This window comes from Rugamonas aquatica (assembly GCF_009380215.1).
Classification (GTDB): domain Bacteria; phylum Pseudomonadota; class Gammaproteobacteria; order Burkholderiales; family Burkholderiaceae_D; genus Rugamonas; species Rugamonas aquatica_B.
This window is the reverse complement of record NZ_WHUG01000003.1, coordinates 473,041-495,152: the sequence shown is the minus strand read 5'-3', so window position 1 is coordinate 495,152 and position 22,112 is coordinate 473,041. Positions and strand designations below refer to the sequence as shown.

The following is a 22,112-nucleotide window of genomic DNA, read 5'->3' as shown; positions in this document are numbered from 1 at the left end:
GTTGTCGCATGTTTTTCAGCGGCCGGGGCCGGTCGGGTCCACGGGCTTGGGAATGACGATGCGCCGGATCGGCAATCCGGGCGGAGCCAGTTCAGGCGGTACGACGCGGTCTTTGGGCATGGCTATCGGTTGGTGGGCGGCATCGTAAAGTTGGAAATCCGGCGCGAACATCAGGATGGCTTCGATGCGCTGTCCGTCGTCGGTGGCCTGGTGGTGGCGGACGTAGCCGGGCGGCAGTTCGAAGTTCTCGGGCACAGCCAGTCCGACCATGGGCGGACGAGTGCCCGGCGGAGAAAATGCGCCGAGGCCGGAGTACACGCCGCGCTCATGCAGGCGTTCTATCACTTCGGGCATGGTCGGCTTCTCGCCACGGGCCACATAGCTTTTCAGGTCGCGGGTCGGGTCGGCGTCGCCTTCCGGCAGGCGCGGCGGCGTTGATGATGATGAGGCTTGCGCCACAGGCTGCGGTATCGCCGGAGCAGACGCGGGCTGAGGCCCGGCGGCAGACGCCGCGCTGGCCTGAGCAGACAACGGCGGCCCGACCAGATTGGCGTCGGGCGTCGTCACCAGATAGACCAGCACGCCGCAGCCGATCACGGCCAGCACCAGCGCGACGGCAAGATAGCCGGCGCGCGGATGCCAGGTGCTCGGAGGCTTATCCAAGGGATAGTCTCAGCTGTGCCTCAAGGCGTTGCGACGTTGTAGGTCGACACCGCCCAGCCCATCCGCTCGTGGCCGTACTGATTCCAGATCGGATTCTTACCGCCGGAGAAGGAGCTGTAGCGTGGCGCTCCCGTGCCGGTGCTGCCGCCGAACAGACCGGCCGTTACCGTGCTGCCGTTGTAGGTCGGGTGGGTGTCGTCCGACTGGATGTAGTCGTAGCTGCTGCCCGACGACACGAAGTGCGTGTTAGCGTCGCGCAGCGTCGAACGCAGCGTGGTGGTGATGCGGGTGACATAGCTGGCCTGGCTCTCGCCGGCGACATAGCGCAGCGCCTCGGAGTCGATCTTGCCGTCGCCGTTGCTGTCATAGTCCGCGCCCATGTACTGGGCGAAGTTGTCGGCGCAGGCAAAGCCTTTCTGGCGGGCCAGATCGCACATCGCAAAGTTGATGCGCACCAGGGACGGCAGGAACTTGTCCTGCATGTTCACGGTCTTGCCGGTGGATGGATCTTTGCACGAGCTCTGGACGTTGTCTGCTGCATAGCCTGGGTAGTGCAGATTCGACACCAGCTTGAGCTTGACGCCCGAATAGGCGTTGGCGTTGATGTAGTCCATCGCGGCCGCGACATAGGTCTTGCAGCTGCTTTCCGCCGCCGTCAGCACGCTGTCGTCGCAGGTGCCGGACTGGCCTTTGAAAGCGGTGCGGGCTTGCAAGCCATCGTTGCCGCACATTTCGAAGGCGACCACGCGGGTGTTACTCGCCTGCATATACGAACGCTCGGCGACGATCTTGTTGTTGTAGACATCCGAGGCGACCGCGCCAGACTTGGTGCGGCGCACGCTCTCGATATCGGCGTTCCACAGCGCGGACAGGTATTCCGCATCCACCGTCGGCGCCGAGTACTTGGCGGCGCTGGTGACGGAGCCGTTGTAGCCGGCAAAGATGGAATCGCCGTAAGCCACCACGCGATAAACGGTGCTGGTGCCTGGCCGGTCGATGGTCCAGGAAACGTTCTGGTTCAGGGTGCTGGCCGCCGCATGGTTCCCAACGGCGAGCAAGACAAGAGTGGACAACAGCGTAGGCAACGACTTCTTGTGAAAGCGGGTGTACGACATGGGGTGTCTCCGATCAGAGTCTCTGCAAGATGGCTCATTATGTGATTTTCTCGCACTACGACGTACAGCAGCCCCGGTCGCACGAGCCATCATAGCGCGGCGGTCAGGCTGCCATCGTTCCCATCAACTTCAAGTTAGCAAACAGTTCATGTTACCTACGCTGGCAGCCGTACGATTCACCTGTGCGGCCGCTGTCTCGAAAGGACACGAAAATGTCTCGCCGGGTCCGCCCGTCTGTCGCGTGGGGATCACATGGACTGCAAACCGAGCCGCAAGAACGCGACGCCGGGAACTTCCATGTCGTCAGTGTACTTTTGCAAAATTACCAACTGATGACAATGCAGAGAAATGAGCCGGCCTAGCGGCGCAGCTTGAAGACGCTGACGGCGCCGGCCAGCTCGGCGGCCTGCTGCTGCATCGATTGCGCCGCCGCCGTGGCTTGCTCCACCAGCGCCGCATTCTGCTGCGTCACCTGGTCCATCTGGACGATGGCGTTGTTGACGTGCTCAATGCCCGAGGTCTGTTCTTCGCTGGCGTCGGCGATCTCGCCCATGATGGCGCTGACGCGATTGACGCTGGCCACGATCTCGTCCATCGTCGTGCCGGCCTGCGCGACCAGGCGCGCGCCCTGCTCCACGCTTTGCACCGATACGCCGATCAGTTCCTTGATTTCCTTGGCGGCGGACGCCGAGCGCTGGGCCAGGTTGCGCACCTCGGACGCCACCACGGCAAAGCCGCGCCCCTGCTCGCCTGCACGTGCCGCTTCGACCGCCGCATTCAGCGCCAGGATATTGGTCTGGAAAGCGATGCCGTCGATGACGCCGATGATGTCGACAATGCGGCGCGACGATTGATTGATCTCGCCCATCGTCGTCACCACCTCGGACACCACCGCGCCGCCCTTGACCGCGACCGCCGCCGTCGCCGCCACCAGGCCGCTGGCCTGGCGCGCGCTGCCGGCATTCTGCTTGACGGTGCCGGTCAGCTGGTCCATCGCGCTGGCGGTCTGGCCCAGCGAAGTGGCTTGCTGCTCCGTGCGGTTGGACAGGTCCAGGTTGCCGTCGGCGATTTCGCTCGACGCCGTCGAAATGGTCTCGGCGCCGCTGCGGATCTGGGCCACGATGCCGGCCAGGCTTTGCTGCATCGACTTCATGGCCGACAGCAGGCTGTCGCGATCGCCGCCGGTCGTCTGTATCTCTTCGGTGAAATCGCCGGCGGCGATGCGGCGCGCGATGTCGGCCGCGTAGTCCGGCTCGCCGCCCAGCTGGCGCATCACATTGGCCGCCAGCCAGTAAGTGACCAACCCGGCCGCCACCAGCGTGGCCAGCGCCAGGCCCAGACTGATCCACAGCGTGCGCTGGGTGGAGGCGATCACGCTGGCTTCGGCTGCCTTGACGTCATCCTTCTTGGCCTTGAGGAAGTCCAGCAGATGGCCGCGCATCACGCGCCAGACCGGCGTCTCATCCTTGTTCAACACCTGGATCGCAGCGGGCTGGTCATCCTTGGCCAGCGCCATGATTTTCGTTTGCAGCGCGGCCTGTTTCTCGCGCAGTTGCGCCACGTCCGCGAACATCTTGCCGGCCTCGCTTTGCGGTGCGACCAGGCCCTGCGCCACCTGCATGTGTTCTGCGAAAGATTTGCTGGCATCCTCGATATTCTTGATCCCGGCCTTGTTGCTGGGATCGAGCACCACGTTGCGCAGCGCCTGTCCCATCTGCAGACCTTGCGCGTAGAGGTTGGTCGTGGTCTGCAACAAAGCCTGATCCACCTCCAGGAATTGCTGGAACTGGTTGCGTGCGCTTTGCATGCCCATCAACGCCACCCCGAGCGCGACGAGGAAAGCACAACACACCACAGCCATGCACAGCACCATCTTGTCGCGTAACTTCATCGGTGTTCTCCCCTGATTGGATATTTTAAATTTATGACAACAGTACGGGACAGGAAATCTCTTGCGTTGAGGAACTTGTACAGGCTAAGCTTATCCCCATAAAAACACAAGGAGACCGGCCGTGACGGATGTGCTACGCACTATCGGCAGGCTGTTGCAAGCCCCCGAGCATCATCTCGGTGAGGCCCAGCATGCACAGGCGCGTACCGCGCGCCGCAGCTTCATGGGTAAGGCTTTGGCCATGGGTGCCGGCGTTGCTGCGGGTGGCGTGGCCGCCGCACAGAACGCGGCCGGCGACGACGCCATCCTGACCTTGCCTGCGCACAGCAAGACCCTGGGCCAGCCAGTCGCCGCCCAGCCCTATGGACAGCCGTCCAAGTGGGAGGGCAATGTGCTGCGCCGCGAAAGCCCGGGGCTGACCCGCGTGCGCCAGGCTTCCGTCAGTTTCACGCCACTGCAAGGACTGTTCGGCATCATCACGCCGAGCGGCTTGCACTTCGAACGCCACCACCAAGGCTGGCATGACATCGACCCCAGCCAGCACCGCCTGATGATTAACGGCCTGGTGCGCGAATCGCGTGTGTTCACCATGGACGACCTGATGCGCCTGCCGTCCGTGTCGCGCATCCACTTCATCGAATGCGGCGCCAATACCGGCGCCGAGTGGGGCAATGTCGCGCTGCCGACGGTGCAATATACGCACGGCATGCTGGCCTGCTCGGAATACACGGGCGTGCTGCTGTCGACCCTGCTCGACATGTGCGGCATCGACCGCAAGCGCGCCCGTTTTGTACTGGCCGAAGGCGCCGACGGTTCCAGCATGACGCGCACCATCGCCATCGAACGCGCGCTGGACGATGTCATCGTGGCCTGGGGCCAGAACGGCGAAATGCTGCGGCCGGAAAACGGCTACCCGCTGCGCCTGGTTGTGCCGGGCGTGCAGGGTGTCAGCTGGGTCAAGTATCTGCGCCGCATCGAAGTGGGCGACCAGCCGTGGGATACCAAGGATGAAACCATCCACTACGTCGACCTGATGCCGGACGGGCAGCATCGCCAGTACACCTCGATCCAGGAATGCAAGAGCGTAATCACCACGCCGTCCGGCGGCCAGACCTTGCTCGATCGCGGCTACTACAACATCAGCGGCCTGGCGTGGTCGGGGCGCGGCCGCATCAAGCGCGTCGATGTCAGCACGGATGGCGGCCGCAACTGGCGCACCGCACGCATCGAAGGACCGGTGCAGAATAAGGCTTTGACGCGATTTAATATCGACTGGGTGTGGGATGGCGGCAACGCCGTGCTGCAAAGCCGCGCCATCGACGACAGCGGTTATGTGCAGCCCAAGATCAACCAGCTGCGCGCCGTGCGCGGCACGCGCTCCATTTATCACAACAACGCCATCCAGTCCTGGCAGGTGTCGCCGAACGGCGAAGTCTCCAACGTGCAGGTGAGCTGATGAAAAAATCGATACTCGCCGCCGCCGCGCTGCTGGGCGCTTGCCTTCTGGTGCAAGCGGCCGACGCGCCATGGCAAGCCATCGGCCGCCCCGCCACGCCGGCTGAAATCAAGGCCTGGGATATCGACGTGCGCGCCGATTTCCAGGGACTGCCGAAAGGCCGGGGTTCCGTCGCCCAGGGCGAGCAGATCTGGGAAAACCGCTGCGCCGGCTGCCACGGCAGCTTTGGCGAATCGAACGAGGTGTTCACGCCCATCGTGGGCGGCACCACCGACGCCGATATCAAGAGCGGCCATGTGGCGGCCCTGTCCAACGGCAGCGTGCCGCAACGCACGACGCTGATGAAGGTGGCCCGCCTGTCCACGCTGTGGGACTACATCAACCGCGCCATGCCGTGGGATGCGCCCAAGTCGCTGAGCGCGGATGAGGTGTATGCCGTCACCGCACACATCCTGAACCTGGGCGGCGTCGTGCCGTCCGATTTCGTGCTGAGCAACGATAACATCGCCGACGTGCAGAAGCGCCTTCCCAACCGCGACGGCCTGGTGCGCCAGCCCGGCCTGTGGGACATCAAGGGCAAGCCCGATGTGCTCAATACCGCCTGCATGACGAATTGCCCGACCGAGGCCAAGCAGACTTCCAGCCTGCCCGACTTCGCCCGCAACGCGCATGGCAATCTGGCCGAGCAAAACCGTCCACTGGGCGGCGTGCGCGGCACCGATACCACGCGTCCCGCGCGCGCCGTGCTGGCGCCGGCCGCCGCCGTTGCCGCAGCCGCAGTTGCGCCGACCGTGGTCCCAGCCAAGGCCGCCGCCGGCAGCGACGTTCAGCAACTGCTAAGCAAGAACGGCTGCCTCGGCTGTCACGGCGTGACCAACAAAATTATCGGTCCCGCCTTGCGCGATGTCGCCGCCAAGTACCAGGGCCGCGCCGACCGCGCCGCCTATTTGCAAACCAAGATACGCAGCGGCGGCGCCGGTGCATGGGGCGCCATGCCCATGCCGCCGCAAAGCCAGTTGAAAGAAGCCGACATGCAAGCCATCGTTCAATGGCTGGCCAGCGGCGCGCAATGAGCGGGCCTATCCGCAACCACCAGGAGACTGCATGAACCCCACCCGTCGTACCGTATTGAAAACCAGCTCGGCCCTGGGCCTGCTGGTGGCCTGTGGCCTCGTGACCAGCAGGCAAGCGCTGGCCGCCACCGGCCGCGAAGGCTTCAGCGCAAAGAGCCTGGCCGATGCGCTGGCCGCCGTCGGCGGCACGCCGGCCGACAGCAAGGACATCGTCATCACCTCGCCCGACATCGCTGAAAACGGCGCCGTGGTGCCGGTGAGCGTGGCATCCAATATTCCCGGCACCAGCGAAATCTACTTCTTTGTTGAAAAGAACCCGAACCCGCTGGCCGCCAAGTTCATCATCCCTGAGGGCACCACCACCGCCGTGCAGAGCCGCCTGAAGATGGGCCAGAGCACCAACGTGGTGGCCGTGGTGAAGACCGCCGACGGCAAGCTGTACTCGGCGACCAAGGAAACCAAGGTCACGCTGGGCGGCTGCGGCGGCTGACCCCAATCAGAATCAGGACAGGAGCAGACATGGCAGATCCAATGAAAATCCGTGCCAACGCCGCCAATGGCGTTACGGAAGTAAAAGTACTGATGGCCCATCCGATGGAGGCCGGCATCCGCAAGGACGCGGCCGGCAACGTGGTGCCTGCGCACTACATCACCGACGTCACCGTCAAGCACGGCGAGCGCGTGGTGCTGCAATGCCAGTGGGGCCAGTCGGTCTCGCAGAACCCTTATCTCGCCTTCAAGTTCAAGGGCGGCGCCAAGGGCGATACGGTCAGCGTCAGCTGGCAGGACAATCTGGGCGAAAGCCGCACCGATCAAGTCACCGTAGCCTGAGGCCGCCACCATGCCACTATCCCGTGTCACCTGGGCCAGCCTGTTGGGGCTGGTCGTTGCAGGCAGCGCCGTAGCGCAAAGCACCAGCGATGAAATCGCAAAGTACCGCGCCATGCTGGCCGACGGCAATCCCGCCGAGCTGGTGGAAGGCCAGGGCGAAGTACTGTGGACCAGCAAGCGCGGCCCCAAGCAGGCGACGCTGGAAGCATGCGACCTGGGCAAAGGCCCGGGCGTCATTGCCGGCGCCTATGCCGAACTACCGCGCTACTTCAAGGACACGGGCAAGGTGATGGACGCCGAAGCGCGCCTGGTGCATTGCATGGTGACGCTGCAAGGCATTGAGCGGGCCGACATCGTGCGCAAACCATTTTCCGAACAGGGCGAGCGCGCCACCGACATGGAAGCGCTGGCGGCCTATGTGTCGGCCGCCTCGCGTGACGTGAAGATCAATCTGCCGCAGCAGCATGCCGAGGAAAAGGCCGCGTATGCACGAGGCAAGCAAGCGTTCTTCTACCGCGCCGGCCCGCATGATTTTTCCTGCGCCTCCTGCCACAGCAAGAACGACCAGCGCATCCGCCTGCAAGACCTGCCGAACCTGCAACAGGCGGCCGCCGCACGCGGCGCCTTTGCCAGCTGGCCCGCTTACCGCGTCAGCCAGGGCGCGGTGCGTACCATGCAGTGGCGCATGGCCGACTGCTTCCGCCAGCAGCGCTTCCCGCAACTGGAATACAACTCCCAGGCAGCCATCGACCTGATCACCTACCTCGGCGTCAACGCCAAGGGCGGCGTGATGGCAGCGCCGGGCTTGAAACGCTGATACGGAGTGTCCATGCAAAGCAAACTCATCACCGCAGTCCTGCTGGGCATGCTGGCCTCCAGCGCTGCACTAGCCGCCGGGCCGGCAGCCAAGGATAGCGCCGACCTCGCTGCGTTCAAGGCTTCGTTCCGCGACAAGAACGAAGCCACCGTCGACCGCCTGGAACAGACCGAGGCTCAGCGCCTGTGCTCGCAGGATGCGCAGCGCCCGCTGAAGCCCGCGCAACGCAAGCAGATCGAACAGCAGGCCACGGCCGCCGTGCGCTATCCGGCCGACGGCAACTATCTGGGCGACTGGAAGGAAGGCGAGAAGGTCGCGCAGAACGGGCGCGGCCTGCAATCATCCGATCCGAAAGGGACGGCGGCCGGCGGCAATTGCTATGCCTGCCATCAGATGGACAAGAAGGAAATCGCCTTCGGCAATATCGGCCCCAGTTTGCAGCAGTACGGCAAGCTGCGCGGCGGCCCGACGCCGGAAATCCTGAAGTACACCTGGGCCAAGATCTACAACTCGCATGCCTTCCAGGCGTGTTCGGTGATGCCGCGTTTCGGCGCCGCCGGCATCCTGACGGAGAAGCAGATGCAGGATGTGATGGCGCTGCTGCTGGCGCCTGAATCGCCGGTCAACCAGTAATTCATCCTTAGCCGGGCTACCTCATGCAACGACGCGAATTCATGCAAATGCTGGCCATCGCCAGCGCCGGCGGCCTGGCACTGGCGGGCAAGGATGCACTGGCCGCCACGCCCGGCGCCGCCGAGCAGCTGTATGCGGTGCCGAAGTTCGGCAACGTCAGCCTGCTGCACATCACCGATTGCCACGCCCAGCTGCGGCCGCTGTATTTCCGCGAGCCCAGCGTCAACCTCGGCATCGGCGAGGCGGCCGGCAAGGCGCCGCACCTGGTGGGCGACGCCTTGCTCAAGCAGTTCAAGATCGCGCCGAAGACGGCGCGCGCGCACGCCTTCAGCTACCTCGATTTTTCCGCCGCCGCCAAGGTGTACGGCAAGGTCGGCGGCTTCGCCCATTTGTCCACGCTGGTCCAGCAGCTGCGCGCCAGCCGTCCGCATGCCGTGCTGTGCGACGGCGGCGACACCTGGCAGGGCTCGGCCACGGCGCTGTGGACCAAGGGCCAGGACATGGTCGATGCCGCCAAGCTGCTGGGCGTGGAGATCATGGCGCCGCACTGGGAGTTCACGCTGGGCGCGCAGCGGGTGCAGGAAATCGTGCAGAAGGATTTCCAGGGCAAGGTGGATTTCGTCGCGCAGAACGTGGTGACGGCCGATTTCGGCGATGCCGTGTTCGCCCCCTACAGCTGGCGCGAAATGAACGGCGTGCCGGTGGCCGTGATCGGCCAGGCTTTCCCGTACACGCCGATCGCCAACCCGCGCTACATGGTGCCGGACTGGAGTTTCGGCATCCAGGAGGAGCGCTTGCAGGCGCTGGTGAAGGAAGTGCGCGCCAAGGGCGCCAAGGTGGTGGTGCTGCTGTCGCACAACGGCATGGACGTGGACCTGAAGCTGGCAAGCCGTGTCACCGGCATCGACGCCATCCTCGGCGGCCACACCCACGATGGCGTGCCGACGCCGGTGGTGGTGTCCAACCAGGGCGGGCAGACGCTGGTGACCAATGCCGGCTCGAACGGCAAGTTCCTCGGCGTGCTGGATTTCGACGTGCGCGACGGGCGCATCCAGGGCTACCAGTACCGCCTGCTGCCGGTGTTCTCCAATCTGCTGCCGGCCGACCGCGCCATGCAGGCGCACATCGATGCGGTGCGCGCGCCGTTCCGCGCCCGGCTGGATGAAACGCTGGCCGTCACCGAAGGCTTGCTGTACCGGCGCGGCAATTTCAACGGCAGCTGGGACCAGCTGATCGTCGACGGCCTGCTGGCGGTAAAGGGCGCCGACCTGGCGTTCTCGCCGGGCTTCCGCTGGGGTACGTCGCTGCTGCCTGGCGCGCCCATCACGCGCGGCGATTTGATGGACCAGCTGGCGATTACCTACCCGGCCACCACGCTGACCGAGATGACCGGAGCCACCATCAAGACCATCATGGAAGACGTGTGCGACAACCTGTTCCACCCCGATCCCTACTACCAGCAGGGCGGCGACATGGTGCGCGTGGGCGGCATGAGCTACACCTGCACGCCGGCGGCGGCCACCGGCCGGCGCATCAGCGACATGCGGCTGAACGGCAAGCTGCTCGATGCGGACAAGATCTACAAGGTGGCCGGCTGGGCGCCGGTGGCCGAGGGCGCCAGCGGCCCGCCAATCTGGGACGTGATGGAAACCTATCTGCGCGCCCACTCGGTGGTGCGCGCACGCCGTCCCGACCAGCCGACGCTGGTGGGTACGGCCGGCAATCCCGGCATGGCTGCCTGAGCTGTCGTGGCCGACGCTCAGCACTCTCCGTTGTTGCCGCCGCTGCGCGATCTGCGGGCGGAACTGGCCGCGCTGGCGGCCTCATCGGCGGTGCTGGTGCTGCTGGTGTCGCGCAAGGATTGTCCGTATTGCCTGGAGGTGCGGCGCAACTACCTGGCGCCGCTGCTGCGCGAAGGCGATCCGCGCCTGGTGCTGCGCGAGCTGGAAAGCGATACGGTGGAGCAGTTGATCGACGCGGCCGGACAGCAGCAGCCCATCGCCGAAGTGCTGCGACAGCTGCATGTGAGTTTCTTTCCCACGGTATTATTTCTCGGCAGCGCAGGCCGCACGCTGGCCGCCCCTTTGCCCGGTCTGGACCAGGCCGGCTTTTACGGCGCCTATCTGGAGGGCCGCCTGCAACAGGCGCAAGCTGCCGCCCTCGCCTCGCCCAAGGAAACCAAATGAACCTCTTCCGTCGATTGCTGTTGCTGGCCGCGCTGCTGCCCGTGCTGCCGGCCCAGGCCGCGCCGGACATCGTCCTCAAGCCGATCCAGGTCAGTCCCCACGTCTACTACTTCCAGGGGGAAGCCGGCATGGCCAGCCAGGCCAACCAGGGCTTCATGTCGAACGCCGGCTTTGTCGTCACACCCGCCGGCGTGGTGGTGTACGACTCGCTGGCCACGCCGGCGCTGGGCGCCGCCATGCTGCGGGCGATCCGCCTGGTGACAAAGGCTCCGTTGAAGATGGTGATCGTCGGGCACTACCACGCCGACCATTTCTACGGCCTGCAAGCGCTGCGCCAGCCCGGTGTGGTGATCGCCGCCCACCGCAACGGCCGCGACTATCTGCGCTCGGACCTGGCGCGCGAACGGCTGGCGCAGCGCCGCGCCGAACTGGCGCCGTGGGTGAACGAGCAAACGGAACTGGTGTCGGCCGACCGCTGGCTGGACTTCGCCGACGGCCAGCTGTGGCGCTTCGAACTGGGTGGCCTGCACTTCCGCGTGATCGACAGCAGCGGCGCCCACTCGCAGGAAGACTTGCTGATGCTGGTGGAGGAAGACCACGTTTTGTTCGCAGGCGACCTGTTCTTCAGCGGCCGCCTGCCGTATGTCGGCGACGCGGACAGCAAGCGCTGGCTGCAGGCGCTGGACCGCATGCTCGATGCGCAGCCGTCCGTGGTGATCCCCGGCCACGGCCCGGCCTCGCGTGAGCCGCGCCAGGACATGCTGCTGACCCAGCGCTATCTGCGCTACCTGCGCGAACAGATGGGCAACGCCGTGCAGGAACTGCTATCCTTTGAAGAGGCCTATGCGCGCACCGACTGGTCCGCGTTCAAGGACTATCCCGCTTTCAGCCAGGCCAACCGGCTCAACGCCTATGGCACTTATCTGCTGATGGAAAAAGAATCTCTGCAAACTGGCAAGGAGTCCAAATGAAACTGTTCCGTATTTTGATGTTGCCCCTGCTGCTGCTGTGCGCCCAGGCGTCGCACGCCGAGGCGCCGCGCGTGGAAAAAGTGGTTTATCACTTCAGCGAGAGCGGCAATGCCATGGGCGGCTTGCGCAACATCCGCAACCACCTGGACGCCAGCCCCAATGCGCAGATCGTGGTCGTGGCGCTGGGCGCGGGCATCGATTTCCTGCTCGAAGGTGAGAAGGACAAGAACGGCAATCCGTATGAAGTGGTGGTGCAGGAGCTGGCGGCCCGCCATGTGCAGTTCCGCGTCTGCAACAACACATTGAAAGCGCGTGGCATCGGCAAGGACAAGGTGCTGCCGGAAGCGACCATCGTCCCATCCGGCGTGGCGGAAATCAGCCGCTTGCAGGCGCTGGAAGGCTATGCCTACATCAAGCCGTAGGCGTAGCGGCCTCGTCATCCAGCGCAGCTGCACACCGCTTGAGCAGCTCGCAAAGAAGCTGCGCCTCTTTATCTGACAGCGTGGAGAGCATCTTCCGCTCCACAACGTCCGCAGCCTTCGCGCCCTCGGCGACAGCCTTTTGACCCGTCGCTGTCAGCTCAGTCATGATGACCCGGCCATGGTCCGGGTGCGGGCTACGCATAATCAGGCCACCGCGTTCAAGATTGACCAGAATTCCTTGCATGGTTTGCGGCGTCACGAACGCCGCGCGCGCTAACTCGGCATTCGAGATGCGCGGATTGCCCGCGACGGCAAGCAGGACGGCGTTCTGCGGTGCCGTGATGCCGACCCGCGCGAGTTCGGCATCCAGGCGTTGCCTCAACCGATGTTGCGTGATCTTGAGGTTGTAGCCGATCCAGTCGACTCCGCTGCGAGCTGCTGGCTTTGCTGTTGACATATCAGGGACCTTACATTAACATCAGGACCCTTATATTACTCAATAGGAGCTTCTATGACAACCCCAATCGGCCCCGACTTCATTGCATTGCAAGTGCGGGACCTCGCCGCCTCGCGCAAGTTTTACCTCGAAATCTTCGGTTTCGAGGCCTCGGAGCACTGTCCTCCGGGTGCAGTGATTTTCAAGACTGAGCCTATCCCCCTGGCGCTGCGCGTGCCTCTGCGTGTGCTTCCCGAAACCGGGCCTCTCGGTGTCGGCATGGCACTCTGGATTGCGTGCGCCGACGCTGACGCATTGCACGACCTGGTCGTCCAGCGGGGCGGCGCGATCCTCAGCCCACTGGCCGACGGCCCCTTCGGTCGCTTCTTTGTCGCGGCTGATCCCGATGGTTACGCGATCACCTTCCATACGGCGCGTAAGTGAATTCGCGGCGGCGGTAACGAAATTAATACTCAGCTCACGGTCCGAGTATGACAATTCATACTCTGGCACCGGCGCCTGGCCCCACCCATCTCAAAAAAACCTCAAGTAATCAATAGCTTGGTTCAATAGTCCGGCTTGCCATTCCTATGGCACGGATAGTGCTATCTCTGTTGTGAAAAGTATATTCGATGACGGTCATTCGCTTCGAATCGCTTTTTACTACACAACAACGGAGACAAAGAAAAATGAACAAAGTAATTCCCGCCCAAACGCGCAGGCCAGCTTCCTGACGTAAGCGCCGGCACCGCCTGTCTGGCGGCGCCGCTTGCGCGCCACTCCATCGCTAACTCACGGCTGACCGAGCCCGGACCTTGCTCCCGCAGGTCCGGCGGGTATCGCTGCGCCCTCGATTTCCCGGGTGCGGCGTTCCAGTGCGCCCGGTCGCGTGTTTGTACCTATCACACACTCTTATTGGATCGTTTATGAAAGCATCATTAGTAGCTGGTTTCTTGCTCGCCTCCGCAGCCGGCGCCGCCTCGGCGCAATCCGGCATCACCGTCTACGGCATACTGGACGCGGGCATCGCCCGCGAAACAGGTGGCGCCGAAGGCTCGGTCACCAAGCTGGCCACTGGCGTGCAGTCCGGCAGCCGGCTGGGCTTCAAGGGGCAGGAAGACCTGGGCAATGGCATGAACGCCCACTTCGTGCTGGAGAACGGGCTCGATCTCGACACCGGCAAGGCGCGCCAGAACGGCGCCTTGTTCGGCCGCCATGCCTATGTCGGCCTGACTACCAGCGCCGGCACCATCAACCTGGGCCGTCAATGCAACCCGATCTTCATCGCGCTGGACGGCATCGATCCTTTTGAAACCGGCTTTACCGGCTCCGCCACCAACCTGATGAGCATCGGCACGGCACGTACCAATAACACCGTCAGCTATGCAACGCCCAAGCTGAATGGACTGTCGGCCACCGTGATGTATGGTTTCGGCGAACAGGCCGGCGATAGCTCCTTGGGCCGTACCATCGCTTTTTCCGTCGACTACGCCGCAGGCCCGCTGGTGGGAACCCTGGCCTATGACAGCCTGAAGGTCACTTCTTTCAATACGCTGAAAGAGGTCTTGCTGGGCGCCAGCTACAACTTCGGCCCCGCGACTGTGCACGCCGCGTTTGAAACCGAAAAGAACGACATCGGCGGTGATTTCCGCGACTTCCTGCTGGGCGCCTCCGTGCCGCTCGGACAGGGCAAGCTGCTGGCCTCGTATGTGAAAAAGCAGGACCGTTCCGCGACCAAGCAGGGCGGACGACAGTTTGCGGTGGGCTATACCTACACGCTTTCCAAACGCACCAACCTCTACAGTTCATACGGCACCATCCGCAACGAGCTGGCCGCCACCAATGTGGTGGGCGATGCCTCCAGCGGCGGCAGCGCGCCGGCTGCTGGAAATGGATCGCGAGCACTGGCGGTCGGGATCCGACACAAGTTCTGACATCCCGGCGAATAAAACCCACAAAGCAGCACCGGGGTCTGGCCTCTTTCGGGATCAGACCCTGTCCATTACCTTATCTTTCTTGGAGACTCTATGTTCGTTCCTATTTCTTCCCGTGTTTTGTCCGCGCTGTGCGCCTTGGCGCTCTTGGCCGGGGCCGTTCCAGCTGTCCGCGCCGCTGACGCCACGCCATCGGCCCATGTGACCATCTTGGCCACCGGCGGCACCATCGCCGGCAGCGGCGCCACCACCACCACCACGGTCGGCTACACCGCCGCCACGGTCGGCGTCGATCGCCTGATCGCGGCCGTGCCGGAACTGGCCAAGGTGGCCCAGGTCAAGGGCGAGCAAGTGTTCCAGATCGCCAGCGAAAACATGAGCAACGAACACTGGCTGACGCTGGCGAAGCGCGTCAACACGCTGCTGGCCCAGTCCGACGTGGACGGCGTCGTCATCACCCACGGCACCGACACGCTGGAAGAAACCGCCTACTTCCTGGACCTGGTGGTCAAGAGCCGCAAGCCGGTAGTGCTGGTGGGCGCCATGCGTCCGGGCACCGCGCTGTCGGCCGACGGCCCGATCAACCTGTACAACGCGGTGTTGCTGGCGGCCAGCAAGGAAGCCGTCGGCAAGGGCGTGCTGGTGGCGATGAACGACCAGATCCATGGCGCCCGCGACGTCACCAAGACCAACACCTCGACCCCGGACAGCTTCAAGACCCCGGAACTGGGCATGCTGGGCTACTTCCAGGGCAACAAGCCTTACTTCTACCACGCGTCGACCCGCAAGCACACGGCCGACACTGAGTTTGACATCAGCAAGCTGGACGCGCTGCCGCAGGTCGACATCGTCTACGGCTACGCCAACGTCAATCCGGTGGCACTGAACGCGCTGGTGGGCGCAGGCGCCAAGGGCATCATCCACGCCGGCGTCGGCGACGGCAGCCTGGCTTCCAAGGTCGTGCCTTCGCTGACGGCGGCCCGCAAGCAAGGCGTACTGATCGTGCGTTCGGCGCGCGTCGGCCAGGGCATCGTGGCGCGCAACGGCGAAGCCAATGACGACGAGCTGGACTTCGTCGTTTCCGATACGCTGAACCCGCAAAAAGCGCGCATCCTGCTGATGCTGGCCCTGACCAAGACCAGCGACAGCAAGGAAATCCAGCGCATGTTCTACACCTACTGAAACGTGGGATAGTCCGGGGCAAGGTCCCTGGACGCGACTTGGAATCATATCTTTGCCCAACGGCGAAGTTATGGTTCCAGTAACAAACTTGTGCCTAGACCCATAACCTTGCCGCCACCGGATGGCATAACTTTGCCGCGAAATCCTCAGTTCACCACCCGGCACCGTGAAATATTAAGTCAGTTTGGCCCGCATTTTTTCAGACCGGAACCATAACTTTGCCCTTGCCAGATTCCGGAACCATATTCTTGCCTTCTGGGCGTCGACCATAAGCTGTCCTCGGTCAGTATTTTGAGGCTAACGAGCGTTTAGTCAACTCAAGGGCGATTCAGTCTGGCTCGCCGCCAGTACCACCGACATGTGCTCCGGTTTCAATGGCCTGGAGGCAATCCTGCCCGCGCTCAAACTCTGCAAGGACGGCCACCAGGCTGAGGGGAATCCACTTGCGCTGCCGCGCGTGAAGCTGACGAAATCGGCGCAGGTACACATATGCGGAAACAACGTGTGTCCGCCGATGGCGCGGGCACGGATCCTGGCGAATTTCATACACGAGCGTGAAACTGCGAGGGTGGCGTGATGCAATCAGCCAGCAAGATCCAAATTCATCGGCTCATCGTGTTTCGTTAAGTCGAAATTAAAGTGGAAATTCTTAGGGCTTCCGCCGGCGAAACGTTCGATTGCTTGCTGCGCAATTCGACGCTGCATTTTCTCCGTTTCCATTTCATCTGGTGGCACCGTATTGAGGAGATATGCACCAATGGTATCTGCGACACCCGTGCTCCTGTTTTTTTCACTGATCTTGACTGTCGCAGATTCAGTCTTCGGCTCTATAAAAACTTCCGCTAAATATTTCGAATCGTTGAAATCAAAATTAAATCGCATATCGCCTCCGTTATAAGAACGGGCAAATATACCATGCACTACAAATTGAATCAGGTCGAACGCTACTACCAGGTCAACATCAACGGAGCCGCTCCGAGCGGCAACACCACGCCATCAACCTTGAAGCGACCACCGGCGGCGCGCTGATCCAAAAGCGCTGCGCTTGCGACTAGGCCATCAACGCCAAGCAGCTGGACCAGCACGGCACGTGCGTCCGCTGGCGCCGGGTGCGGCCAGAGCTGGTATCAGAAGGTGCTGCCAGATGCGAAAGGCTTGCGTGGTTAGCTAAGCGGCTGCTCAGCGACGTATTAAGCTCGGCGTCGCACTGCTAGGGGCAACTACCTACCCTTCTCTTCAAGTTCAAATCGCATGCGCGTCGAACTGCGACCAATGATCTTATAAAGAGAATTACCTGTTTCCGAAGCTGGATTGGGTAATTCAACAATTCGACAACGAGCAGGATCCAGAGCATTAAAGACGAACAAAATCCGGTAACGCCGCGAACGATCTGGTGCTGCTGAAATTGCTTGACGGTACTCATTGTCGCTCAGCTCAAACTCACAAAGATCGCCAGGTGTAGCTTTGACTTCGTACAACCATTCGCGCTCGGTTGTGACGACTCTAAAGTCATACCCCAAGGTGAGGTCTCCGTTCTCTGGAAATAGACTCCTGCGATTTTCCGAAACCCAACAGCTGTCGGTAAAATTCTTTTTATGCCTCGCTTCCAAATACCGGAACGCAAGAAGTTCACCAGCAAGGCCAATTGCGCCACGAATTGTTTCAGGAATTTTGGGTGCAAGCCGAGAGATGCCACGGCCACTCCCCGTTTTGCTGGCTACTTCCTTCTCCGGTTGGGCGACGAGGGATGCTAGTCGTCGAGTGCTACGAGATGCCCAGCCGCCAACCGAAATTGCCTGGCTAGCCATCTCAGCAAATTGCCTCGCAAAATCAGCATCGCTTGCATCAAACTCTGCATCTCCGTACACAATAAGATTTCTACGTCGCTTTTCCTCTACCTGTTGCTGCTCCACACGCTTTCGCGCACTGGCAACATCCTCTGCGGTAAGACCGTGGTCAACCAAACTGAGTGACTGTGGTGTGCCTCTTGGCCAAAGGCCAGAACGTACAATTAGAGTGAGGGCTGTGGCTTCGCTTAGAAAGTGAAAATCTAACAGACCCGTGCGATCCATAGCAGCCGCAACATCGCCGGGGCCGTTGTTCCATACCTCATGCAACTGATGCACGCCAATAGCATCAAAGACGGTCTTAGCAAGAATAGCAACTTTCATGATGACCTTGCGATTGACTGTTCTAAGCTCGCCGACTGGGGGAAGTTTGGTATTAGTCTTCCCCAACAACAATCCTGGTAACGCTTCATTAGCACGAGCCAAAACGTCTATACGCTCAACCGTTTGCTTGGACCCGCTCCAAGCCTCGTCGTAAGTGAGGATCTCAAGGTCACGCATCGCGCTATATGGAGTGAAGTCAACAATGGAATCAAACTTATCAACAAAGTGCTCGCGAAGGCAATCAAGTAGCTGGGGGCGCAAATCGTTCTTCCAGACTTCGAATTGTCTGCGCAGATCTGCCTCGCTGACCAAGGACGGCCTGCCAAGTTCTAGAATCAATTCGTTTAGCCGCGCATAATCGATGCCAAGTTCTCGCATGAGCGTGAAAAGATCCAAGTTCTTTTCTGTTTCGAGAAGCAACCGTTCAGCAGTTTCGGCTGAGATCACCTCAGCCAGAATAGCGTGCCACTTGGATACGCGCTCGCCGATTAACAATGCACCGACCTGCCGAGCTGTCACAACGCTGCTAAAGTAGGCCAGCAACGGTATGATGGCGTCAACCCTGCTGGCATCGTCATGTCGGAATGCAGCCAAGTAATCTCGTACCGTCTCAATTGGCGCCTGCGCAGCAGCTGCATATTGTGCATCCGTAGGAATAAGTGCACGCAGATCCTGATCATCGTTCAAATAGAGAACTAGGCGAACTAGCAACATCTCGAACGTGTGAAGATTCGGATGCAAATAGGCCGACACAATTTTGGCTGACTCAACCAGCTGGCGGGAGTCGAATGCTCCGGTCACCAGTAGCGTTGGGCGACTGTCATCACGATGTAGATAGCGTTCCATCGCCTGAGCAGAGCCGGTTTGAGATGTCAAAACGATCGATTTGACCTTGCTAAGTCTAAGTCTTCGAAGACGTTCCTGGATCTGCAACAAATTGACGTTACGCTCAAAGCCACCGGCGCCAAATTCGTGACCCAACAGAAGAGCTTCCATCAGCCAAGGAACTGAGTCAAGCAGGGATGGGCTACCCGCGCTACCTTCAAATGGTTCGCCATCAACAAGAAGACTTACTTCCGCGTCTGCAACGAACAACGCATTGAACGTTCCCACTACATTTATCTTAGATTGGACCGCCTTCGGTGTGATTTCGAAACTGACGGCCAGAACGGGGGAACCTGTGTCAGCCAACAGCCGCGCGAGTTCTGACGCCCCAATATCCCGAAGATAGATACTTACTTTTGGAGTGCTGCCAATTAGCTTCGCAAACCCAGGTGGGCGCTCTACGACCAAAGAGGTATTGCTAACAAGCTTTAGGTCAAGCTCCAGCAAATCCTTCCATGCTTGCTCGTACAATTTACGGAACAAGGAGCGCTCATGCTGCGTTACGATTTCACAGACTTCAGCCAAAGCCTGTAAGCGCTGAGGTGCCGACGATTTTGCCTTCCACACGTTTAAGCGAAACGGCCGATCTGACAATATAGCTGTGGTAGCGTCGTCCTTAGTAAGAAGTGCCACAATTTCTTCGGGAGCCTGCGCAATAAACTTGGGCTCACTGCGTCGCTCAGTTAATAACCATCCCGTTGCAATCGGATGAAACTGAAGGGTACCCGGAGACTCCATCGGGAACCAAGCTGCCGAGGCCAAAAAGGTTACCAACGGCGTGAAGTATGTCTGAATATCTTGGTGTCGTGCTTCACGCCCTCGTCTATGCAAGGAGAATGTAAAGTACTTGTTACCGTGCGACTGCAAATGCTTAACGACTAAGACAGCAAATCGGCGCCTAGCGTCGTCCGACAGGCCACCGACGATCAACTGACCTGGAAGGGTCCATGCTTGGCCCATGCGCCAATAGGAAGTCTGTGGGTGATGGGGATCGACAAAGTTAGCCTTCGAAAGCCAAATCGCATCAAGTGCCGGAAATTTGCCAGTCCGAAAATAATATGCCCAAGTTGAGCCGGCCATCGGTCCATCGGGAACCTTAGCGGGGACTGGGATGAGCCCATCCGATACACCAGCAGAAATCAAAAATCGAACCCAGTCCTGCTTCAATCCCTTTGCATCACCGGGCCAGGCCGAGATGTCGACCAGCATAGCTTGTGCCGCGTTAGCGCTCTCGACGCAAATGCTCCGCGCTTCACCAAGATATACACTGAGATCTGCCCCGACTTCTGTCCACGTCTGGGAGAATGATGCGGACGATGCAGAAATCCATCCCAGGCCAGTAAGAACGTGAACATCTGCGGATCGCAGCACGCGTGTTACCGCATTAGCATCGTGGCGCCAGACATCAAAAGCCCACAACAAAGCGGCTTCGCGACGAGAGTCGGCCTGTCTTTCAGTGAAGAGCGAAGGTAATCGCTCCAATATTTCTGTCGCGTCATATGGCCGCCAAAGTCCTGCACGCTCGAATGGCCCAGCTGTTTCGCGAACGATAATTTCCTCGGCTAGGATAGTAAGTTTGCGAGCTAATGCAGCCGGCGGTAAAGGCGGGCCATCCCCTTTGCGCCGCCTGCCACTATCATGCCTAACATACACGTCCTTGCCCGCAGCGACTACGGTCGCGTTCCGGTCCAAGAGAATCCTGCGCCCCACAAGAGAATTAAGCCCATGAGGTCCAAACACATGAAGAAGTTCAGAATAAAGTTTCCCCCAACGATCATCTTTTGGTGACGGAGTGAGTGACTCGGCTATGATTTCAGCCCAGCTGGCCATTGTCTGTTGGGACGGGGTGCAGGAAGTTTCGAAGCAGCGTGCCAATGCATCAATGGCTTCCACACGATCAGGCGCCAGTTTGCTGCTCATGATATGCGGCACGCCCGCTTTCGTTGCCCTAGCAGATGTAAAGACTTTGAAACTGCCGGATGGCCAGGAAACAACGTGTCCAAAACTCTTCCAGGCACCAGCAGTGGTAGGCCAAACCTCCGCAGAGCGTATGTCGACTCCACGACGATTAAATGCGCCTGAAATTCGCGCTGATTCAGCAGGAACCCAAGCTGCAAAATCGACGATGCAGCGCGGAGGTAGCTCGACATGCTCCCTCAGCGCCAAAGCTGCTTCCGCACACACTTCAGCGGCGATGTTGAGCAGATAGATATTTAGAGGGAGGTCACTCCTAGCCCTCTCTCGGTTGATAGATGTATAGAACGGAGCGTCAAGATGTCCTCGAAATGGGGACTTAGAATCAGCGCTCATTGGAAGAAAATTGAAAAGCCGGCCTTTAGCCAAGCCACCGCCATCTAACGGAATAGCGCAGCTGACTGTCGCCTCACCTTTCCAACTCAACCATCTCTCAATATTGCTTTCGAGACTAATGCTGCGTCTCACAGCATCTAGCACCTGCGCCATGCCAAGAGTACGCCTAGCCACGAGCCAGCGCATCCGATCAGGGCCCAGCACGACGACCTGGAACTGAGCGTCAGCCTCGTCAGTAAGAGTAAGCGCAAGCGGGTCCGCCTTACGGGTGAATACAAGGGACGGCCTTATTGCTGGGACCCCTGTTGCTTGGACCGTCAAAGTAGCAATGCGGTCCAAAAATAGCAATACTGGGGCTTCAGCGTTAATTAGCTCCTGCAGCTGTTGGATGGCCAAGGTTACTGTTTCAGCAGACTTCAAAGGTAAGGCGACTACCGTGGCATAGCCTTCGTAGGCAAACGTCCTAATGTGCTCTGGTTGGTTTTCAATCGGTACAGCGGCCAAGTAGCGCGGCATTGACGTTGCTACGGCAATAGCATGCTCCTCCATGCCCAAAAAGATCATGCGCTCTTCGATTTCGGCCTGAGTCGCAAGTCGAAAGCAGTATCCGTCGAAACTTCCGCGAAGCTTTGCGACATCTCTGCAAGAGTACACTTTGGGGTCGTTTGTGAGCGCCTCAACGCTTCGGAAGCCAACACCTTTGTTTCCGATACCCTCGCCAACTTCTTTTGTACTGCTGGCGATGTTCCGGATAGCGTCCAGATTCTCTCGCGTAAACCCGGAGCCTCCGTTCGCGATCAACAACTCCCCTTCCTGCGGAGAATTCACGATGAGATGGATCAGAACTTTACCCTGCCCACCAGGTTGGGCATCGTGAGCGTTCTGCAGCAGTTCGTAGATTACTCGATTGCCGTACTCACCGCCGATCATCTTGCTGACACTCTTTAAGCTCTGATAGACCTTCTGCCCGCGGCTCTCCGCCGTCGCAGCGGTATCCAGTTCAGCATCAAATATTTGGAACAATTCCTTTGATGGCGAGATTTTCGCCGCCAACTCTACGGGCTCGGGGAGTGAATCATGTTGATTCTGTAGCGGCGGACTATCCATTACTTTTACAGGCTATCCTTGACATGAGT

At 60.7% G+C, this 22,112-nt stretch carries 19 protein-coding genes; 13 read left to right on the top strand and 6 right to left on the bottom strand.

Features of this window, described 5'->3' with window-relative positions:
* Positions 1 to 15 precede the first annotated feature (15 nt).
* The 3 genes from GEV02_RS10280 to GEV02_RS10270 all read right to left on the bottom strand — a co-directional run bounded on the left by GEV02_RS10280 (position 16) and on the right by GEV02_RS10270 (position 3,669).
* The gene (locus tag GEV02_RS10280; RefSeq protein ID WP_152837890.1) at positions 16 to 663 is read right to left on the bottom strand and encodes a hypothetical protein; all 648 of its coding nucleotides are present in this window, start codon (positions 661 to 663) and stop codon (positions 16 to 18) included.
* Between the two features lie 20 nt (positions 664 to 683).
* A complete protein-coding gene (locus tag GEV02_RS10275) occupies positions 684 to 1,778 on the bottom strand; it encodes an SGNH/GDSL hydrolase family protein (protein WP_152837889.1) in 1,095 nt (364 codons plus the stop codon).
* Positions 1,779 to 2,136: 358 nt separating this feature from the next.
* Positions 2,137 to 3,669 (bottom strand): methyl-accepting chemotaxis protein, encoded by a 1,533-nt coding sequence (locus tag GEV02_RS10270; protein WP_152837888.1) that lies wholly within the window; start codon positions 3,667 to 3,669, stop codon positions 2,137 to 2,139.
* 121 nt (positions 3,670 to 3,790) lie between these two features.
* Between GEV02_RS10270 and soxC the strand changes: the two genes are divergently transcribed.
* The 10 genes from soxC to GEV02_RS10220 are packed head-to-tail and all read left to right on the top strand — an operon-like array spanning position 3,791 to position 12,058.
* Complete coding sequence (gene soxC, locus GEV02_RS10265) at positions 3,791 to 5,125, top strand: sulfite dehydrogenase (RefSeq protein WP_328595776.1); 1,335 nt, start codon at positions 3,791 to 3,793, stop codon at positions 5,123 to 5,125.
* A complete protein-coding gene (locus tag GEV02_RS10260; protein ID WP_152837887.1) occupies positions 5,125 to 6,198 on the top strand; it encodes a c-type cytochrome in 1,074 nt (357 codons plus the stop codon). The genes soxC and GEV02_RS10260 overlap by 1 nt, the downstream gene beginning before the upstream one ends.
* A 31-nt stretch (positions 6,199 to 6,229) precedes the next feature.
* Positions 6,230 to 6,688 carry a thiosulfate oxidation carrier protein SoxY gene (soxY, locus tag GEV02_RS10255; protein ID WP_152837886.1) on the top strand — a complete coding sequence of 153 codons (459 nt, stop codon included), beginning with the start codon at positions 6,230 to 6,232 and terminating at the stop codon, positions 6,686 to 6,688.
* Between the two features lie 29 nt (positions 6,689 to 6,717).
* A complete protein-coding gene (gene soxZ, locus GEV02_RS10250) occupies positions 6,718 to 7,029 on the top strand; it encodes a thiosulfate oxidation carrier complex protein SoxZ (protein ID WP_008443707.1) in 312 nt (103 codons plus the stop codon).
* A gap of 10 nt (positions 7,030 to 7,039) precedes the next feature.
* Positions 7,040 to 7,846 (top strand): sulfur oxidation c-type cytochrome SoxA, encoded by an 807-nt coding sequence (gene soxA, locus GEV02_RS10245; protein ID WP_152837885.1) that lies wholly within the window; start codon positions 7,040 to 7,042, stop codon positions 7,844 to 7,846.
* 12 nt (positions 7,847 to 7,858) lie between these two features.
* Positions 7,859 to 8,479: a sulfur oxidation c-type cytochrome SoxX gene (gene soxX, locus GEV02_RS10240; RefSeq protein WP_152837884.1), complete on the top strand. Its 621-nt coding sequence runs from the start codon at positions 7,859 to 7,861 to the stop codon at positions 8,477 to 8,479.
* A 23-nt stretch (positions 8,480 to 8,502) separates the two neighbouring features.
* Positions 8,503 to 10,221, top strand: a complete 1,719-nt coding sequence (soxB, locus tag GEV02_RS10235) for a thiosulfohydrolase SoxB (protein ID WP_152837883.1) — start codon at positions 8,503 to 8,505, stop codon at positions 10,219 to 10,221.
* A gap of 6 nt (positions 10,222 to 10,227) precedes the next feature.
* Complete coding sequence (locus GEV02_RS10230; protein WP_328595775.1) at positions 10,228 to 10,665, top strand: thioredoxin domain-containing protein; 438 nt, start codon at positions 10,228 to 10,230, stop codon at positions 10,663 to 10,665.
* Positions 10,662 to 11,636 (top strand): MBL fold metallo-hydrolase, encoded by a 975-nt coding sequence (locus GEV02_RS10225; RefSeq protein WP_152837882.1) that lies wholly within the window; start codon positions 10,662 to 10,664, stop codon positions 11,634 to 11,636. Before GEV02_RS10230 ends, GEV02_RS10225 begins: the two co-directional genes overlap by 4 nt.
* A complete protein-coding gene (locus GEV02_RS10220) occupies positions 11,633 to 12,058 on the top strand; it encodes a DsrE family protein (RefSeq protein WP_152837881.1) in 426 nt (141 codons plus the stop codon). Before GEV02_RS10225 ends, GEV02_RS10220 begins: the two co-directional genes overlap by 4 nt.
* Here the strand turns inward: GEV02_RS10220 and GEV02_RS10215 are convergent.
* A complete protein-coding gene (locus GEV02_RS10215; protein ID WP_152837880.1) occupies positions 12,048 to 12,515 on the bottom strand; it encodes a MarR family winged helix-turn-helix transcriptional regulator in 468 nt (155 codons plus the stop codon). The two genes, GEV02_RS10220 and GEV02_RS10215, sit on opposite strands and share 11 nt — an antisense overlap.
* 54 nt (positions 12,516 to 12,569) lie before the next feature.
* On the opposite strand from GEV02_RS10215, the gene GEV02_RS10210 reads away from it, so the two are divergent.
* The 3 genes from GEV02_RS10210 to GEV02_RS10200 all read left to right on the top strand — a co-directional run bounded on the left by GEV02_RS10210 (position 12,570) and on the right by GEV02_RS10200 (position 15,610).
* Entirely contained in the window at positions 12,570 to 12,938 is a 369-nt protein-coding gene (locus tag GEV02_RS10210; RefSeq protein ID WP_152837879.1) for a VOC family protein, read from the top strand.
* Positions 12,939 to 13,420: 482 nt separating this feature from the next.
* Positions 13,421 to 14,428: a porin gene (locus GEV02_RS10205; RefSeq protein ID WP_152837878.1), complete on the top strand. Its 1,008-nt coding sequence runs from the start codon at positions 13,421 to 13,423 to the stop codon at positions 14,426 to 14,428.
* A gap of 93 nt (positions 14,429 to 14,521) precedes the next feature.
* Positions 14,522 to 15,610: a type II asparaginase gene (locus GEV02_RS10200; protein ID WP_152837877.1), complete on the top strand. Its 1,089-nt coding sequence runs from the start codon at positions 14,522 to 14,524 to the stop codon at positions 15,608 to 15,610.
* 582 nt (positions 15,611 to 16,192) lie between these two features.
* Here GEV02_RS10200 and GEV02_RS10195 read toward each other — a convergent pair.
* Together GEV02_RS10195 and GEV02_RS10190 are read right to left on the bottom strand one after the other, a co-directional pair.
* On the bottom strand, positions 16,193 to 16,492 hold the full coding sequence (locus GEV02_RS10195; protein WP_152837876.1) for a hypothetical protein: 300 nt from the start codon (positions 16,490 to 16,492) through the stop codon (positions 16,193 to 16,195).
* A gap of 338 nt (positions 16,493 to 16,830) precedes the next feature.
* A complete protein-coding gene (locus GEV02_RS10190) occupies positions 16,831 to 22,083 on the bottom strand; it encodes a sacsin N-terminal ATP-binding-like domain-containing protein (RefSeq protein WP_152837875.1) in 5,253 nt (1,750 codons plus the stop codon).
* Between the last annotated feature and the right edge of the window lie 29 nt (positions 22,084 to 22,112).

Excerpts from the sequence above, each read along its gene's own strand:
- GEV02_RS10275 (WP_152837889.1), bottom strand. The coding sequence starts at position 1,778 with ATGTCGTACACCCGCTTTCACAAGAAGTCGTTGCCTACGCTGTTGTCC.
- GEV02_RS10270 (WP_152837888.1), bottom strand. The coding sequence starts at position 3,669 with ATGAAGTTACGCGACAAGATGGTGCTGTGCATGGCTGTGGTGTGTTGT.
- GEV02_RS10260 (WP_152837887.1), top strand. The coding sequence starts at position 5,125 with ATGAAAAAATCGATACTCGCCGCCGCCGCGCTGCTGGGCGCTTGCCTT.
- soxY (WP_152837886.1), top strand. The coding sequence starts at position 6,230 with ATGAACCCCACCCGTCGTACCGTATTGAAAACCAGCTCGGCCCTGGGC.
- soxZ (WP_008443707.1), top strand. The coding sequence starts at position 6,718 with ATGGCAGATCCAATGAAAATCCGTGCCAACGCCGCCAATGGCGTTACG.
- soxA (WP_152837885.1), top strand. The coding sequence starts at position 7,040 with ATGCCACTATCCCGTGTCACCTGGGCCAGCCTGTTGGGGCTGGTCGTT.
- soxX (WP_152837884.1), top strand. The coding sequence starts at position 7,859 with ATGCAAAGCAAACTCATCACCGCAGTCCTGCTGGGCATGCTGGCCTCC.
- soxB (WP_152837883.1), top strand. The coding sequence starts at position 8,503 with ATGCAACGACGCGAATTCATGCAAATGCTGGCCATCGCCAGCGCCGGC.
- GEV02_RS10225 (WP_152837882.1), top strand. The coding sequence starts at position 10,662 with ATGAACCTCTTCCGTCGATTGCTGTTGCTGGCCGCGCTGCTGCCCGTG.
- GEV02_RS10220 (WP_152837881.1), top strand. The coding sequence starts at position 11,633 with ATGAAACTGTTCCGTATTTTGATGTTGCCCCTGCTGCTGCTGTGCGCC.
- GEV02_RS10215 (WP_152837880.1), bottom strand. The coding sequence starts at position 12,515 with ATGTCAACAGCAAAGCCAGCAGCTCGCAGCGGAGTCGACTGGATCGGC.
- GEV02_RS10210 (WP_152837879.1), top strand. The coding sequence starts at position 12,570 with ATGACAACCCCAATCGGCCCCGACTTCATTGCATTGCAAGTGCGGGAC.
- GEV02_RS10205 (WP_152837878.1), top strand. The coding sequence starts at position 13,421 with ATGAAAGCATCATTAGTAGCTGGTTTCTTGCTCGCCTCCGCAGCCGGC.
- GEV02_RS10200 (WP_152837877.1), top strand. The coding sequence starts at position 14,522 with ATGTTCGTTCCTATTTCTTCCCGTGTTTTGTCCGCGCTGTGCGCCTTG.
- GEV02_RS10195 (WP_152837876.1), bottom strand. The coding sequence starts at position 16,492 with ATGCGATTTAATTTTGATTTCAACGATTCGAAATATTTAGCGGAAGTT.
- GEV02_RS10190 (WP_152837875.1), bottom strand. The coding sequence starts at position 22,083 with ATGGATAGTCCGCCGCTACAGAATCAACATGATTCACTCCCCGAGCCC.